15 protein-coding genes are annotated in these 15,131 nt (G+C 67.9%); 5 read left to right on the top strand and 10 right to left on the bottom strand.

All coding sequences use genetic code 11. The features are described from left to right. Positions 1 to 18: 18 nt before the first annotated feature. Positions 19 to 1,929, bottom strand: a complete 1,911-nt coding sequence (locus tag AD72_RS17440; protein WP_031467585.1) for a DUF6541 family protein — start codon at positions 1,927 to 1,929, stop codon at positions 19 to 21. A gap of 239 nt (positions 1,930 to 2,168) precedes the next feature. Next, positions 2,169 to 2,984, bottom strand: a complete 816-nt coding sequence (locus AD72_RS17445) for an HAD family hydrolase (protein WP_031467586.1) — start codon at positions 2,982 to 2,984, stop codon at positions 2,169 to 2,171. A 31-nt stretch (positions 2,985 to 3,015) separates the two neighbouring features. Here AD72_RS17445 and AD72_RS17450 point away from each other — a divergent pair, with 31 nt between their 5' ends. Together AD72_RS17450 and lhgO are read left to right on the top strand one after the other, a co-directional pair. After that, positions 3,016 to 3,894 (top strand): LLM class flavin-dependent oxidoreductase, encoded by an 879-nt coding sequence (locus AD72_RS17450; RefSeq protein ID WP_051898715.1) that lies wholly within the window; start codon positions 3,016 to 3,018, stop codon positions 3,892 to 3,894. After that, positions 3,891 to 5,072, top strand: coding sequence for an L-2-hydroxyglutarate oxidase (gene lhgO, locus AD72_RS17455; protein ID WP_031467588.1), 1,182 nt, complete (start codon positions 3,891 to 3,893; stop codon positions 5,070 to 5,072). Before AD72_RS17450 ends, lhgO begins: the two co-directional genes overlap by 4 nt. A 43-nt stretch (positions 5,073 to 5,115) precedes the next feature. Here lhgO and AD72_RS17460 read toward each other — a convergent pair whose 3' ends face one another. The 6 genes from AD72_RS17460 to AD72_RS17485 all read right to left on the bottom strand — a co-directional run bounded on the left by AD72_RS17460 (position 5,116) and on the right by AD72_RS17485 (position 11,818). Further along, the gene (locus AD72_RS17460; RefSeq protein ID WP_031467589.1) at positions 5,116 to 6,108 is read right to left on the bottom strand and encodes an endonuclease/exonuclease/phosphatase family protein; all 993 of its coding nucleotides are present in this window, start codon (positions 6,106 to 6,108) and stop codon (positions 5,116 to 5,118) included. A gap of 88 nt (positions 6,109 to 6,196) precedes the next feature. After that, on the bottom strand, positions 6,197 to 7,033 hold the full coding sequence (locus AD72_RS17465) for a chitosanase (RefSeq protein WP_031467590.1): 837 nt from the start codon (positions 7,031 to 7,033) through the stop codon (positions 6,197 to 6,199). A gap of 259 nt (positions 7,034 to 7,292) precedes the next feature. Next, positions 7,293 to 8,555 carry a serine--tRNA ligase gene (gene serS / locus AD72_RS17470; protein WP_031467591.1) on the bottom strand — a complete coding sequence of 421 codons (1,263 nt, stop codon included), beginning with the start codon at positions 8,553 to 8,555 and terminating at the stop codon, positions 7,293 to 7,295. A gap of 250 nt (positions 8,556 to 8,805) precedes the next feature. Next, a complete protein-coding gene (locus AD72_RS17475) occupies positions 8,806 to 9,435 on the bottom strand; it encodes a response regulator (RefSeq protein WP_031467592.1) in 630 nt (209 codons plus the stop codon). A 225-nt stretch (positions 9,436 to 9,660) separates the two neighbouring features. Further along, positions 9,661 to 11,181 carry an amidohydrolase family protein gene (locus AD72_RS17480; RefSeq protein WP_031467593.1) on the bottom strand — a complete coding sequence of 507 codons (1,521 nt, stop codon included), beginning with the start codon at positions 11,179 to 11,181 and terminating at the stop codon, positions 9,661 to 9,663. A 4-nt stretch (positions 11,182 to 11,185) separates the two neighbouring features. Continuing rightward, positions 11,186 to 11,818: a flavin reductase family protein gene (locus AD72_RS17485; RefSeq protein WP_031467594.1), complete on the bottom strand. Its 633-nt coding sequence runs from the start codon at positions 11,816 to 11,818 to the stop codon at positions 11,186 to 11,188. Between the two features lie 67 nt (positions 11,819 to 11,885). On the opposite strand from AD72_RS17485, the gene pheA reads away from it, so the two are divergent. From pheA to AD72_RS17500, 3 genes are all read left to right on the top strand, one after another. Next, entirely contained in the window at positions 11,886 to 12,785 is a 900-nt protein-coding gene (pheA, locus tag AD72_RS17490; protein ID WP_197285004.1) for a prephenate dehydratase, read from the top strand. Next, positions 12,782 to 13,387, top strand: a complete 606-nt coding sequence (locus AD72_RS17495) for a histidine phosphatase family protein (protein WP_031467596.1) — start codon at positions 12,782 to 12,784, stop codon at positions 13,385 to 13,387. Before pheA ends, AD72_RS17495 begins: the two co-directional genes overlap by 4 nt. Positions 13,388 to 13,533: 146 nt before the next feature. Next, the gene (locus AD72_RS17500) at positions 13,534 to 14,322 is read left to right on the top strand and encodes an ArsR/SmtB family transcription factor (RefSeq protein ID WP_031467597.1); all 789 of its coding nucleotides are present in this window, start codon (positions 13,534 to 13,536) and stop codon (positions 14,320 to 14,322) included. 7 nt (positions 14,323 to 14,329) lie between these two features. On the opposite strand, the gene AD72_RS17505 is transcribed toward AD72_RS17500, so the two are convergent. Together AD72_RS17505 and AD72_RS17510 are read right to left on the bottom strand one after the other, a co-directional pair. Beyond that, positions 14,330 to 14,785, bottom strand: a complete 456-nt coding sequence (locus AD72_RS17505) for an SRPBCC family protein (RefSeq protein ID WP_031467598.1) — start codon at positions 14,783 to 14,785, stop codon at positions 14,330 to 14,332. 3 nt (positions 14,786 to 14,788) lie between these two features. Beyond that, complete coding sequence (locus AD72_RS17510) at positions 14,789 to 15,130, bottom strand: ArsR/SmtB family transcription factor (protein WP_031467599.1); 342 nt, start codon at positions 15,128 to 15,130, stop codon at positions 14,789 to 14,791. Position 15,131: the final 1 nt, after the last annotated feature.

Consider the following 15,131-nt stretch of genomic DNA (forward strand, 5'->3'; position numbering starts at 1 on the left):
GAGAAATAGCGTAGGGGGTCAGCCAAGGCGGTAGATCTTCGCGTCCGCGTTGCGGAAGACCAGCTTCAGCTCCTTGACCTTCGACAGCTCGTCGAGGCCACGGGCCCGGTGCAGGTTCTCCCGGATGTGCCCGTCCCCGACGATCACGTACTTGATCCGCAGCCGCTTGGCCGCCGCGCGCACGGCCGGATCGGTGTCGTACTCGTCGAACTTCGCCATGAGCAGTGCCGGGTCCTTCCCGACGTGGTGCTTGTCGTAGTGCCCCGCGACCGGGCGCACCCCGGAGACCGCGTACATCCACGCGGAGCCGTCGTTGCGGTCGTTCATCACCCACTCGCCGGGTTCGGCGAGCTCGCCGAGCTTTTCCAGGGCCTCGTACTCACCGGTGTCCACCGCGGGACCGTCGCCGTACTGCTTGGCCATGATCGAGGTGTTCAGCCCGTAGTAGAAACCGCTGGTGAGCAGGGCGAACACCACGGCGACGAGCCCGGTGGCGATGATCTGCGTGCCCCGCAGCCGCGGCAGGATCCGGTTGCCGAGCGTGATGAGACCGGTGCACACCTGCGCGAGGCCGTGCCCCGCGATGACGGTGAGCGGGATCGTGGCGAGCGCGATGAGCCGCCACTGGTCGTTCCACCACGGCCGGGTCAGGGTGATCGCCAGGTGGTTGTTGTACGCGGTCGCGGCGACGAACAGGGCCCCGAAGATCGCGGCGGAGAACAGCAGCCAGCGTGCCCCGCGCAGCTTGCGCAGGAACGCGAGCCCGATCCACAGCGGGATGGCCAGCCAGATCTGCGGGAAGTCCTGCAGGAACTGGAAACTCAGCAGTGAACCGATCGCCCGGCTCGCGGAGAAGTCGCTCTTCCAGATGATCTGCGTGCTGTCCGCCGCGCTCGAGGCGGAGCCGAGCAGGAACGGGATGCTCACCGCGATCGCGACGATGCCCGCGAGCACCAGGGCGCGTAGTTCGCGGCCGAACCGGCGCAGATCTCCCCACCATCTGGTCAGCAGCAGCGGAATCGCGTAGAGGATGGCGGTGAACAGCCCGGACGGCTGGATCGCGAGCAGCGCGGCGGCACCGATCGCGAACAGTACCCCGGCCTCGAGCCTGCGGTTGTCCAGGAAATACGTGGTGAGCAGCAGGAAGGCGAGGCTGAGGATGCTCGCCGTCTCGAAGGGGAGCAGCGGCCCGCGCCAGAGCATGTCGTAGAGGGCGGAAAGCGAGCTGACCGCGACCAGGGCGGTGAATCCCGCGGTGAGCACCCGGACGCCGAACCAGCGCAGCAGCGCCACCAGGACGAGTGCCAGCATGCCGGGCAGCAGCACGGTCTGGGTGTTGAGCACCACGCCCGCCGGGATCCCGGTCAGTTTGAAGACCACCGCGGCGACCAGGTGGTACGCGTTCGGATAGAACGCACCGCCCTGCTCGTAGTAGTTGATCTTGCTCATCCCGGTGAGGCTTCCGTCGCCGGTCTCGGCGAGGTAGCGGATGCTGTTCGCGTGGAACACGGCATCCCAGTCCTGCGGGATGTGGGTGAGGTTGCCGGTCGCTCCCGCGACGATCGCCGCACCGGCCACGGCGGCCACGGCGACCGCCCCGATTGCGAACAGTGTTTCGTTCCGGGTCCATCCCGCGGTGCTCCGCGGAGCCGGAAGGCGCCTGCTGGACAGGAGATACAGCCCGCGCAGGACGGCCGTGACCACGACCGTCGAGCCCAGGTAGGTCCATACCGACCAGGGGATACCGATCGCGGTGGTGAGCGGGCCGAACAGCCCGGCGATGGCGTAGGAGATCAGCGGGGCGGTTGCGGCCAGTAGCCATCCGCGCAGTCCCGCGGCGAATCCGGCGGCCAGGCCGGGGAGCCAGAGCGCGACGATATACAGCAGGGCGGTCAGTACGACCAGCGGAAGATCATCAGTAGCGGGCATCTCAAACTATCCGTAAAGGGCTGGAGACGCCGTCACGTTAGCGGATGCGTTCCGAGTGGTTTCGGCACGCTACCGGTACGGGAGGCGAGCCGGTCCGGATCTTCGCACCGCGCTGACCAGCCCGCCTCGAGTGATGAAGCCATTACCACCCGTACTGCAAAACGCTTTCCGAATGTTGCATTCACGGATGTGTTCTTCGGTACGTTTTCCGCTGCCGAATTCCGCCGTACCCGGAACGCTCAGAACCAGCGTTCGAGTATTTCGGCGATCCCGTCCTCGTTGTTGCTCGCCGTGACCTCGTCGGCGACCTCGAGCACCGCGTCGTGCGCATTGCCCATCGCGATCCCGTTGCCCGCCCAGCGCAGCATCTCGATGTCGTTGGGCATGTCCCCGAAGGCGAGCACCCGCTCGGGCGCCACACCGTGCTCTGCGGCGAGGTGCGCGAGCCCGGTCGCCTTGGTCACCCCGGACGCGCTGAACTCGATCAGCCCGTAGTTCGCCGAGTAGGTGACGTTCAGGTCGATCTCCTCGAGGCCGCGCACGATCCCGGCCATCTCGGAGCTGCTGAGTTCGGCGGAGCGGGCGAGCAGTTTCACACACGGCTGCGCGGTGAGTTCGGGGGTCGGCGCGTTCTGCCGCGGCCGTTCGCCGTCCCATGGGTGCGTGTAACCGGGCTCGGTGAGGAAGGCGACGATCCCGGGGTCCTCGGCGCGCTCACCGATGCGCTCGACCGCGAAGTTCACCGAGGGAATGGCGGCACGCAACCGTTCGGTGACCTGTTCGAGGACTCCCGGTGCGATGGTGTGGGTGCCGAGGATCCGGTCCTTGCCGATGTCGTAGTGCACGGAACCGTTGCAGCACACGGCGTGCCCGTCGATCCCGGCTTCCTCGGCGATCCACGGGATCCAGCGCGGTGGCCTGCCGGTGGCCAGTACGAACGGGGTCCCGGACGCCACCACCCTTGTGATGGCCGCGCGGGTTCGTGCGCCGACCTTGTCCTGGTCGTCGAGCAGGGTGCCGTCCACATCGGACGCGATCAACAAGGGTTGTTCCACTCTTCCAGTGTGACCCGTTACGGTCGTCCATATGCGTATAGGGGTTGTGATCCTGCCCGAGCACCGCTGGTGGGTCGCCGAGCCGAAGTGGCGGGCGGCCGAGGAATTCGGCTTTCACCATGTGTGGACCTACGACCACATCGGCTGGCGCTCGCTCGTCGAAGGGCCGTGGTTCGGCGCGGTGCCGACCCTGACCGCGGCGGCGATGATCACCTCCCGCATCCGGCTGGGCATGATGGTCACTTCCCCGAATTTCCGCCATCCCGTGCCATTCGCGCGGGAACTGCTCGCCCTGGACGATATTTCGGACGGCCGGTTCACCCTCGGTATCGGAGCAGGCGGGCTCGGCTATGACACACAGGTTCTCGGTGAGGCACCGATCTCCGGGGCGCAGCGGTTCACGCGGTTCACCGAATTCACCGAAAGTCTCGGCCGGTTGCTCAGTGAAAAGCAGAGCAGCTATTCCGGCGAGTACTTCACCGCGGTCGATGCCTATGGCGCGCCGGGATGCGTGCAGCAGCCGAGGATGCCGTTCGTGCTCGCGGCCAATGGCCCGAAGTCGTTGCGGTTCGCCGCGCGCCAGGGCGAGGGCTGGGTGACCACCGGCGGGCACGCGGAGGATGTGGAGCAGTGGTGGCGGCTGGTCCGGGACACCGTGGCGCGCTTCGAGGAGGCACTTGCCGAGCAGGGCCGGGATCCCCGTTCGGTGCCGCGTTATCTGCAGACCGATGCCTGCCCGGTCACCGCGTTCGAGTCGGTGGATTTCTTCGCCGAACAACTCGGGCGCGCGAAGGAGGCGGGGTTCACCGACATGCTCGCACCCTGGCCGCGCGATGAGGGGGTGTACGCGGCACGGGAATCGGTGCTCGAACAGGTCGCCGCCGATGTGCTGCCGACCGTAGAGTCGTGAGCGCGCGCACGATCGCCGTTATCGGTGGCGGAATTCTCGGCCTGGCCACCGCCGCGGAACTGCGCCGTCGTGGCTACGGCGTCACGGTCCTGGAAAAAGAATCCGACTGGGCCGCGCACCAGACCGGCAACAATTCCAATGTCGTGCACGCCGGGCTGTATTACGCGCCCGGTTCGGCGAAGGCGCGGATGTCGGTCGAGGGAAACACCGCCATGGTCGGCTTCGCACGCGAGCACGGTGTTCCGGTCGAGGTGTGCGGGAAACTCGTCGTCGCGGTCACCGAGGACGAACTGCCCGCGCTGCACGAACTCGCCCGCCGCGCCGAGGCCAACGGGTTGCCCGCGCGGTTGGTCTCACCCGCCGAAGCGCGTGACTACGAGCCGAACGTCGCCTGTGTCGCCGCGCTGCGCGTGGAATCGACCGCGATCCTCGACTACCGCGCGGTGTGCGCCGCGCTCGTGGATTCCCTTTCCGGGGCGGATTTGCGGCCCGCGACCGTGGTGCGCGGTATCCGTTCCCGTGGTGGCCGGATCGAGCTCGCGACCGGCTACGAGGTGCTGCGCGCCGATGGACTGGTCAACTGTGCGGGCCTGCACGCCGACCGGGTCGCGGAGCTCGCCGGAATCCGCCCGGCCGCGCGCATCGTTCCGTTCCGCGGGGAGTATCTGCACCTGCGCGGCGCGGCGCGGGATCTGGTGCGAGGGCTGATCTATCCGGTACCCGATGCCTCGCTGCCGTTTCTGGGCGTGCACCTGACCAGGATGCTCGACGGATCCGTGCACGCTGGGCCCAATGCGGTGCTCGCGCTGCGCCGCGAGGGGTACCGGTGGACCGATGTCTCACCGGCCGAACTCGCTTCCCTGGCCCGGTACCCGGGACTGTGGCGGCTCGGTAGGCGCTATTGGCGCACCGGGGCCGAGGAGGTCGCGCGCTCGCTGTCCAGGAAACGGTTCGCGGCCTCGGCGGCGCGACTCGTACCCGGGATCCGGGCGGAGGACCTCGTCGCGGGCGGGGCCGGGGTGCGCGCCCAGGCCATGCGCGCCGACGGCACCCTGGTGCAGGACTTCCTGATCGACACCGCACCCGGGCAGGTGCACGTGCTCAATGCGCCCTCGCCCGCGGCGACCTGTGCTTTCCAGATCGGTGTCCACATCGCGGATCAGTTGTCACCGTTGTGAACACTGTTCTCGGTTGTCCAGTGTGCCACCGGCGGCCATGTGCTCAGGACGAGTAGGTCACGTCGTCGACGACCGGTTTGTGATCGGAGGTCGACACATGCCGGTTCGTGACATAGCACTTCGAGCTTGCCCCCTTGGTGGTGAACAGGTAGTCCAGCTTCCGGGATGCGGTGCCCTTCGCGTTCTCGTAGGTGTTCCGGCCATCGCGCTTTCCGCCGTGTGCGCTCTGATCGCATTCGGAGTACTGTGCGTAGGCCGGGGCGAGGGTGCTCTTGTCTCCTGATCCGCCTGCGCCGTCCGGAGCGGACTGGTTCAGGTCGCCGCCGAACAGTACGCGGCCGTATGCGGTTGCGCCCACACCCTGCTTCGCGTAGCTCATCAGGTCGCGCACCTGCGCGGCTTGCGCGGAGCGGTACAGGCCGGGATCGGCCCCCTTGTCGTTCAGCGGGGTCAGGTGTGTGCCGCACACGGTGGTACGCCAGTCGGCGACCGAGGCGCAGACCACTGCCTGGCGCACATTCCAGTGTCCGTAGTTGTCCTTGTGCCGGTTGTCGATGGGCTGATGCGCGTCCGGGTAGTACCTGGCCTTGAACTGGGCGGCCCCGCGCACGCCGACGGCGATGCCGAACTTCCCGCGCCCGGCGTGCGTGCTCTTGTCCGGCGCGCAGTTGCGATCGGTCACCCTTGCGGACGGCTTGTTTCCGGTGCCCTGAAACCGGATCGGGGTGAACTTCCACTTCCAGCCGGAGAGATCGGCCATCCCCTGCAACCGGCTCACGTCCACGGAGCACACCTCCTGCAGGAAGAGCACTCGTGTCTGCGGCTGGTTCCTGACGATCCGGTCGCGGATCGTGGCGGCGACCTTGGCCGTCTGGCGCCCGTTCCGGCACCGGTCGTCGCCCTTCTTCGGTGCAGTGTTCGCGCAGGCGTTCCACGTCATCGCCTTGACCTGGAACGCCTGCGCCCTCGTCGCCGCACTGGCCGGGCCGGTGACCGTGCCAACCGCTACCAGGGCAGCCGTGCAGGTCAGAACCACTCCGAGTGTTCGTGACGCAGGTCGGGTACCTATGCGTGGCATTGCTACCTCCCAGTACCGTGCCGGGCACCCGGAGTTGGTTCCGGGCTCACTCTGGAATGGTGTAACTATCGCCGTAGGTTTTCCACTGCAGCGGCGGATTCAGGTCGAAATTGCCCTTGTCGAGGAACACCCGCTGCTCGGTGTCCACCCTGCCGGTGTCCGAGTGCGCCTCCTCCTTGAGCATGGCCGCCTTGCGGGCGTCGAGGAACGCGTCCAGGTATTCGCGCTCGTCTCCGCCCTGTGCGGGCGGTTTGGCGTGTTCGAGCGCGGTGCGCCGGATACCGCCGAAACTGGTGTCGCTGTCTCCGGGACCGTGCATCACCATCGCGTCGTAGTAGATGAACTGGCCGAGCGCGCGCAGCCCGTCCTTTTTCGCCTGGTCCACCGCGGGATCGAAGTACATCGAATCGCGGAGATCGTTCTGCGCTTTCTGGAAGGCCGGGTCTTTCGCGGCTTTGTGCCAGTCATCGGTGAAATGGGGATCGAGCCCGTCGTGTGAATCGCTCCCGTTCACCTTGTGCAGCGCGTCCAGGTATTTCGCGAGAACGTTGTCCGGCTTGGCTTTCGTGTAGTGCTCGACGAGTTCGAGCATGTCCCCGGTTCCCGAGGTGAAACCGATGATGCCGCCGGTGTAACCGCGACCGTCGCCGATGTCCTCGATATAGCGGTACTGCGCTTTCCAGTCCAGTGAGGAATTCTCCGCACTGGACACGAGTTCCATCGCGATCTCTTTCTTGTGCGGTTCGGTGAGATCCGCCCCGGCCCGCTGCGTGGCGCTGTGCACGATCTCCGGTGTGGCGCTCGCCGTGCCGAGGGGCAGGCCCGCGGCAAGGGCGGCGCCGAGGACGACCGCCGCGAGACGAGTACCCGGTTTCTTCGCCATGGGAACCTCCTGCGTATTCATTAGGAAATTTTCCTAACAAACTGCGAGGTTCGGCCCGGCTTGTCAACGCCGTCACGGTCCGTTGCGGTCGCGCAGCGTGCTGCCGCCACCCGGGCACTGCTGCATCTGGGTGGCGACAGCACGTTCCGAAGTCAGCACGGTTACCGAGAGTGTGTCTTCGGCTCGGTGTCCGCGCGCCGAAGACCGGTTGCTTGGGCCAGAAGGTCGAAATCCAGCCCGGCGGCTCGGCGTTCCGGTGTCAGTTCTTCGGCTGCAGTGTGTCGGTGCCGAGGAAGGGTTGCAGCGCGGCGGGAACCCGTACCGAACCGTCGGCCTGCTGGTGGTTCTCCAGGATGGCGACGATCCACCGGGTGGTGGCCAGTGTCCCGTTCAGGGTGGCCGCGGTCTGCGGTTTCCCGTCCGCGTCCCGGTACCGGATGGCCAGCCTGCGCGCCTGGAAGGTGGTGCAGTTCGAGGTGGAGGTGAGCTCGCGGTACGCGCCCTGGGAGGGCACCCAGGCCTCGCAGTCGTACTTGCGCGCCGCCGAGGTACCGAGATCTCCGCCCGCGGTGTCGATGATGCGGTACGGCAGCTCCATCTTGGCGAGCATCTCCTCTTCCCAGCCGAGCAGGCGCAGGTGTTCCTCGTGCGCTTCCTCGGGTTTGCAGTAGGAGAACATCTCGAGCTTGTCGAACTGGTGTACCCGGATGATGCCCCGGGTGTCCTTACCGTAGGAGCCCGCTTCGCGCCGGTAGCACGACGACCAGCCCGCGTACCGTTTCGGCCCGGCGGAGAGGTCGATGATCTCCTCGGAGTGGTATCCGGCCAGTGCCACCTCGGAGGTGCCGACGAGGTACAGGTCGTCCTCGCGCAGCTGGTACACCTCGCTGGCGTGCGCGCCGAGGAAACCGGTGCCGCCCATGATCTCCGGGCGCACCAGGGACGGGGTGATCATCAGGTCGAACCCGTACTCGGTCGCCTGTGCCGCGGCGAGGTTGAGCATGGCGAGCTGCAACCGGGCGCCGATCCCGGTGAGGAAGTAGAACCGGGCACCGGAGACCTTGGCGCCGCGCTCCATGTCGATGGCACCGAGGGATTCGCCGAGTTCCAGGTGATCCCGAACCGGGAAGTCGAATTCCCGGGGCTCGCCGATGTGCTTGAGCACGACGTAGTCGTCCTCGCCGCCTGCCGGTGCGCCGTCCTCGACGATGTTCGGGATGGCCAGCTGTGCCGCGCGCAGTGCCTCGTCCGCGCTGGACTGCTCGGCCTCGGCGGCCTTGACCCGCGCGGCCAGTTCCTTCGCGGTGACCAGCAGCTGCTCGCGCTCCTCGCCGGATGCCTTGCCGACCTGTTTCCCGAGCTGTTTCTGCTCGCCGCGCAGCGTGTCCGCCTCGGCGACCGCGGATCGGCGGCGCTCATCGGCGGCGAGCAGGGCATCGACGAGCGACTCGTCCTCGCCCCGCGTGCGCTGCGAGGCGCGCACGACGTCCGGGTTCTCACGCAGGGTTTTCAGATCGATCACGGTGGTAGAGGGTAGTCGGTGCCCCGGAGCCCGCCGAAACGCATTAACGGCTGTTTGCTGGGATCGCCGTGGCGGTGCAGGTGGCGGGACCTCCGGCGCCCCCTCGCTCCGGGATCGTCTCCTCATGTATTGCCCCCAAGAAAACCAGCACAGCACCACGTCGGCGCTGTCCTCGCGAGGAAACACCGGAGAACCCGCCGCGGTGCAGGTTGAGTGGGTGGAGAGGCGGCTTCGCCGCCGGGAAAAGAGATCAACGCGGCGGGCGTCGTGACATCCAGGCGATCGCCTGGGTGCGCCTGGTGAGCCCGAGTTTCCCGAGTACCGAGGTGACGTGGTTCTTCACGGTCTTCTCGGCGAGCACGAGGCGTTCGGCGATCTCCCGGTTGGTGAGCCCTTCGCCGAGCAGTTCGAGCACCGCGCGCTCGCGCTCGGTGAGTTCGGCCAGCGCATCGGGTTCGCGCAGGTGGTGCAGCACGTGGGCGGTGGTGGCCGGATCGAGCAGGGAGCGCCCGGCCGCGACCTCGCGCACCCCGGTCACCATGTCCTGCCCGCGTACCTGTTTGAGCAGGTAACCGGCCGCCCCGGCCTCGATCGCGGCGAACAGGGCGGGCTCGTCGTCGAAGGCGGTGAGCACGATGCAGGCGGGTGGGCTCGGCAGCGCGCGCAGTTCGGCGCACAACTGCGCACCGGTTCCGTCGGGCAGCCGCATGTCGAGCACGGCGACATCCGGCGGATCGGCCGCTGCCCTTGTCCGGGCCTCGGTGACGCTGGCGGCCTCGCCGATCACGGTGATGCCGGGCTCGGAGTCGAGCAGGTCGCGCAGTCCACGGCGGACGAGCTCGTGGTCGTCGACCAGCAGCACTCGTATCGTCGAGCACATCTGAGGACTCCATGTCCTGCGGCGCGGCGACGTTGGCGAAGTACCTTCGCGTGCCAATCGGAGCCTCGCTGCGTTGTCGTCGATCGCCGTAGAACCCCGCTACGGCTCATTCCTCCGTCTTGCCGATCTCGGGTGCGGGTGTCCAGCAGGGACACCGCCGATCTGACTCCCGCTCGCGACGGACGAGAGCCCTCAGACGTACTCGTACCCACGACCCCAGAATAGTCACGGGGTGCGCGGAACGCCGGTTCCGAGCCGTTCGCGTTCGGCGGCGACCTGTTCGCGCACGCGGGCGCGCAGTGCGACGGCGTCGTGCAGCACCCCGCCCGCGATGGTGTGGGTGACCCCGCCGACACGCTCGGCACCGTTCGCGCCTGCCCGCAGGTGGCCGTGGCCGTAGAGCAGTTTGAGGTTGGTGAGCGGGTTTTCCGCGCAGACGAGCAGATCGGCGGTCTTGCCGGGTTCGATGGTTCCGGTCTCGGGCAGGCCGAGCAGGCGGGCGCCGTTCGCGGTGGCGCAGCGGATGATCTCCAGCGGGTGCAGTCCTGCCTCGCGCAGCAGTTCCAGTTCCTCGATGAGCCCGAATCCGTAGAGGTTGTAGATGAATCCGGCATCGGATCCGGTGGTGAGCAAGCCGCCGCGCAGGTGGAAATCGCGCACGAAGGCCATCCAGAGCCGGTAGTTCTCCCGCCAGGCGACCTCTTCCTCGGTGCCCCAGTCGAAGAAGAAGGAGCCGTGCGATTCCGGATCGGGCTGGAAGAATTTCCAGGACTGCGGGGCGGAGTAGTCGCGGTGGTATTCCCGGCCCCTGGCCCGCGCGGCGTCCCGGGCGGCGACGTAGACGACCAGGGTGGGGTCGATCGCGGTGCCGAGCGAGACGAGCTCCTCGATCGTCTCCTCCCACATCCGGCTGCCGGGTTCCGCGGCCTCGCGCCAGAGCCTGCCGAGATAGGCGAACCGGTCGTGTTCGTCGTTGTAGTTGTAGTCCCCGGGGAACCGCTGGATGCGCCGGTCGGTGAACATCGCCTCGGGCAGTCCGTAGCCGTGCTCGATGCTGCCCAGTCCCCAGCGCGCGGTGTGCAGTGCGTTGGCGCGCGCCACATCGGACTGTGCGTGATGGCAGGCGCTGCCGAGGCCGAGGGTGTTCGCCTCCTCGAGCGCGGCGGCGAACAGTTCCGGTGCGGCGCCGAAGAACTTGATGCCCTTCGCCCCGTTCTCGGCCTGTTCGGCGACCCAGGCGCGGGCCTCGCGTTCGGTACGGATCGGTTCGCTCGTCCCGGATCCGAAGGCCACATAGCCCACGATGCGCGGAGCGGTGATCTCTCCGCGTGCCGCGCGCTCGGCCTCGCGCACGGTGAACCCGAGCCCGTTGCCGAGTGATCCCGGCTCGCGGACGCTGGTGATGCCGTGCCCGAGCCAGAGCCGGTAGATGTAGTCCGCGTCCGGGCCCTGCTCCGCCCAGCCGATGTGCGCGTGCGCGTCGACCAGCCCGGGCAGCACGTAGTACCCGGGAAGGTCGAGCACCTCGTCCGCGGTTCCGGTGCGCAGGCCCAGCTGGCTCATATCGGTGTTGCGGCCCGCGGAGACGATCGCGCTGATCCGGTCCCGCTCGATCACCACATCGGCGGGGCCGTACGGCGGTCCACCGGTACCGTCCACGACGGTCACCCCGCGCAGCACCAGCCTCCCGAACGGCCCCGTTCCCGTGCTGCCCTCGCTGCCCGCCGTGATCGGGGTGAACCGCATCCGCCTACTCCCGTTCGCCGTAGTGTCCCGGCCATTCGGCGTAGCGGATCCGGGGGATGGAGCGCACTTCGCCGATCGTGGCCCACTCGTCTTTACCGAGCCGGGCGAGCGGGCGCAAGCGCTCGATCCGTGGATGCCCGTCCTCGAGGGCCTCGGCGTGCACCGCCGCGTGCACCACCCGGCCGAACACCACGGTGGAATCGCCGAACCGGGTGGCCGAGTGCAGCACGCATTCCAGGGCGACCGGGGATTCCGCGACCCGCTTGGGCCGCACGAGCGTGCTCGGTTCGCCCGTGATGCCGACCCGCTCGAATTCGCTGTGCTCGGCGGGGAATTCGGTCCCGGTCGCGTTGATCTGCTCGAAGTGCTGTTCCCCCGCGAGGTTGACCACGAACTCGCGGGTCTGCTCCACGTTGACCAGGCTGTCCTTGCGGCCCACGGTGGTGAACTGCACGATCGGCGGTTCGGTGCAGGACACGGTGAAAAACGAGTGCGGCGCCAGATTGTCCACGCCCTCGGCCGAAACCGTGGATACCCACGCGATGGGGCGGGGCACGACCACCGCGGTGAGCAGCCGGTAGAAGTCCCTGCGTTCGAGCGTTGCCGGATCGAAGTCGGTGCGTTTCGCGAAGGTCATGTCTCCATCCTCGCGCACTGTGTCCCGGTGCGAGCGTGAGCGGCCGCACAGTGGTCATTACGGTGAACTGATGGACCTCGTGTATTTCGGCCCCCAGGGCACCTTCACCGAGCAGGCCGCTCGCGCGCTCGCCCCGGACGGGGTGACGCTGCGCCCGGCCGAGACGATCCCCGCGGCGCTGGACCAGGTGCGCGCGGGTGCGGCCGAATACGCCTGTGTCCCGGTGGAGAACTCGGTCGAGGGCGCGGTGCCCGCGACCATGGACGCGCTCGCCGCCGAGCAGCCGGTGGTCGCCGTCGCCGAGCACGTGCTTCCCATCCGGTTCACCGTGCTCACCCGCGACGACAACGGCCCCATCGAGACCGTGGCCAGTCATCCGCACGCGCTCGCGCAGGTGTCCGCCTGGCTGGACGAGCACCTTCCCGGCGCGCGGCGCATCGTGGAGAGCTCGACCGCCGCCGCAGCGGTCGCCGTCGCCGAGGGCCGCTACGACGCCGCGGTCTGTGCCCCCGTGGTCACCCAGCATCAGCCGCTGCACGTGTACGCCGAGGACGTGGCCGATGTACGGGACGCGCTCACCCGCTTCCTGCTGGTGCGCAAACCCGGCACGCTTCCCGAACCGAGCGGCTGTGATCGCACCTCCGTGGTCGCGGTGACCGAGAACCGCCCTGGCTCGCTGTCCGAACTGCTCGTGGAGCTCGCGGTGCGGGACGTCAACCTGACCAGGTTGGACGCGCGGCCGACCAGGGTGGCACTCGGCGAGTACCGGTTCTACCTGGATTTCGACGGGCACATCGCGCAGCGGCACATCGGCGAGGCGGTTGCCGCGCTCTACCGGCGCACCCGTTCGCTGACCTTCCTCGGCTCGTATCCGAAAGCCGATGACCGCCCGACTGGTACAACGGAAGCGGTATTCGGTGCCGCCGCCGAGTGGCTGGCGGCGATCAGAGCAGGGGAGCGCGCATGAGGGTCATGCTCACACGGCACGGTCAGACGCAGTCGAACATCGAGCTGCGCCTGGACACCCGTCCACCGGGTGCCCCGCTCACCGGGGAAGGGCAGCGCCAGGCCCTCGAGCTCGCCGAACGGCTCGCCGGGGACCCCATCGCCGCGGTGTACGCGAGCCGGGCCATCCGGGCGCAGCAGACCGGGGAACCGCTCGCCGGCAAGCTCGGGCACGAGATCGGCGTGCTCGACGGGGTGCACGAGGTCGCCGCTGGTGAGCTCGAGGACCGCAGCGATCGCGATGCGCTCGTGCGTTATCAGGAGGTCTGCCTCGCCTGGTCGCGCGGCGAACTGGACGTGGCCATGCCGGGCGCGGAGACCGGGCACGAGTTCATCGGCCGGTACCAGGGCACCCTCGACGAACTGCGTGACCGGCACGCGGGAGAGCTCGTGGTCGTGGTCAGCCACGGTGCCGCGATCCGGCTCGCCGCTGGGCATCTCGCGGACAACGTGGACAGCGAGCGCAGCGGGCTCGCGCTGCTGCCGAACACCGGCCAGGTCGTGCTGGAGGCCACCGCGAACGGATGGCACTGCCTCTCCTGGCCCGAGGTCGAACTGAGCTGAGCCGTCCACCTGGGCTGGGCCATTGAACTGAACTGAGCCGTCGAACTGAGCTGAGACGTCGAACTGAGTCGGGCGGTTGACATGCAGCCGTCCGGCTGCCTATAGTCGAAAGTGCAGCCGAACGGCTGCATGTTTGGATGGCGGATATGGACGAAGTGTTCCGGGCGCTGGCCGATGCCAATCGGCGCAGCTTGCTCGACCGGCTCAACGCCTGCAACGGGCAGAGCCTTCGCGAACTGTGTGCCGGGCTGGACATGGCGCGGCAGTCGGTGAGCAAGCACCTCGGGGTGCTCGAGGCGGCGGGTCTCATCGCGACCAGCTGGCGCGGGCGGGAGAAACTGCACTACCTCAACGCCGAGCCCATCAACGCCATCGCCGAACGCTGGATGAATCAGTACGACCGCGAGCGGGCGAACGCGCTCGCCGATCTGAAAACGGTATTGGAGTCGGAACCCATGGCGGACAACGAATTTCTCTACGTGACCTACATCCGGACCACGAGCGAGCGGTTGTGGACCGCGCTCACCGATCCGGCGTTCACCACCCGGTACTGGGGTGTCGCGCTGAAGAGCACCTGGCAGACCGGTGCCCCGCTGAGCTTCGAGCAGTTCGGGGTGCTGATCGAGGACCCCGAGCAGGTGATCGTGGAATCGGATCCCTACCGGGTGCTTTCCTACACCTGGCACACCATGACCGAGGAATTCGGTGACGCCGCGGGGATCGACCGGGAATGGCTGGCGAAAGCCAAGCAGGAGAAGCGTTCCACGGTCCGGTTCGAACTCGAACCGCAGGGCGAGACGGTCAAACTCACCGTGCGGCACCACGGATTCGAGCCGGGAAGCACCGTGCTCGCCAGCATCAACGAAGGCTGGCCCGCGATTCTCGCCAGCCTCAAGACGCTGCTCGAGACCGGCGAGACGCTCCCCGAAGGCTGAGCAGCGGTCACACCGCCGCCCGCTCGATGTATTCGGCGAACTTGTCGAGGCATTCCGACCAGCCGCCGGTGACGTTCTCCCGCTCCTGCTCGGAGGCGAGGCCGATCTGGTGAAAGGTCATCCGGGTTTTGCCGTCGACCTCGGCGAACTCGATCGTGACCACCGAGCGATCGGTGAACTCGTCCTCCTCGATGCCCCAGGTGAACACGAGCCGTTCCGGGCGGCTGATCTCGCGGTAGACCCCGCCCTGCGGGCAGACGTAACCGCTCGGCGGGTGCACCATGCGCGCCGACCAGCGACCGCCCTCGCGCAGGTCCACGGAGATCGTTTCGCGCGGCGTGGTCAGTTCCTTCGGGCCCCACCAGTGCGTCATCTGCTCGGGATCGGTCCACGCGTCGAACACCAGCTCGCGCGGGGCGTCGAAGGTGCGGACGATGGTGAATTCCTTGGTCTCGGCGGGCATTTCTCAGTCCTTTCCTCGGATGTTCTTGCCCTGAAGGGAACGCAGATGTGTGTCGAGCCGGTCGAAGCTCGCGTCCCAGAACCGCCGGTATTTCTCGACCCAGTCGGCGGCCTCGGCCAGTGGTGCGGCCTCGAGCTGGCACGGCCGCCACTGCGCATTGCGGCCGCGGGAGATCAGCCCCGCCCGTTCGAGAACCTTCAGGTGCTTGGAGATCGCGGGCAGGCTCATCTCGAACGGCTCGGCCAGCTCGTTCACCGTCGCCTCGCCCTCCGCGAGCCGCGCGAGGATCGCCCGCCTCGTCGGATCCGCGAGCGCGGCGAACGTGCTGCTGAGCTGGTCACTCACC

Origin of the sequence: Sciscionella sediminilitoris, assembly GCF_000737195.2 — a bacterium.
Lineage (GTDB): Bacteria > Actinomycetota > Actinomycetes > Mycobacteriales > Pseudonocardiaceae > Sciscionella > Sciscionella sediminilitoris.

What these genes read in the sequence shown, in the direction of transcription:
- AD72_RS17475 (WP_031467592.1), bottom strand. Translation starts at nt 9,435, where the DNA reads ATGTGCTCGACGATACGAGTGCTGCTGGTCGACGACCACGAGCTCGTC.
- AD72_RS17485 (WP_031467594.1), bottom strand. Translation starts at nt 11,818, where the DNA reads ATGACCTTCGCGAAACGCACCGACTTCGATCCGGCAACGCTCGAACGC.
- AD72_RS17440 (WP_031467585.1), bottom strand. Translation starts at nt 1,929, where the DNA reads ATGCCCGCTACTGATGATCTTCCGCTGGTCGTACTGACCGCCCTGCTG.
- AD72_RS17465 (WP_031467590.1), bottom strand. Translation starts at nt 7,033, where the DNA reads ATGGCGAAGAAACCGGGTACTCGTCTCGCGGCGGTCGTCCTCGGCGCC.
- AD72_RS17500 (WP_031467597.1), top strand. Translation starts at nt 13,534, where the DNA reads ATGGACGAAGTGTTCCGGGCGCTGGCCGATGCCAATCGGCGCAGCTTG.
- AD72_RS17505 (WP_031467598.1), bottom strand. Translation starts at nt 14,785, where the DNA reads ATGCCCGCCGAGACCAAGGAATTCACCATCGTCCGCACCTTCGACGCC.
- AD72_RS17450 (WP_051898715.1), top strand. Translation starts at nt 3,016, where the DNA reads ATGCGTATAGGGGTTGTGATCCTGCCCGAGCACCGCTGGTGGGTCGCC.
- AD72_RS17480 (WP_031467593.1), bottom strand. Translation starts at nt 11,181, where the DNA reads ATGCGGTTCACCCCGATCACGGCGGGCAGCGAGGGCAGCACGGGAACG.
- AD72_RS17495 (WP_031467596.1), top strand. Translation starts at nt 12,782, where the DNA reads ATGAGGGTCATGCTCACACGGCACGGTCAGACGCAGTCGAACATCGAG.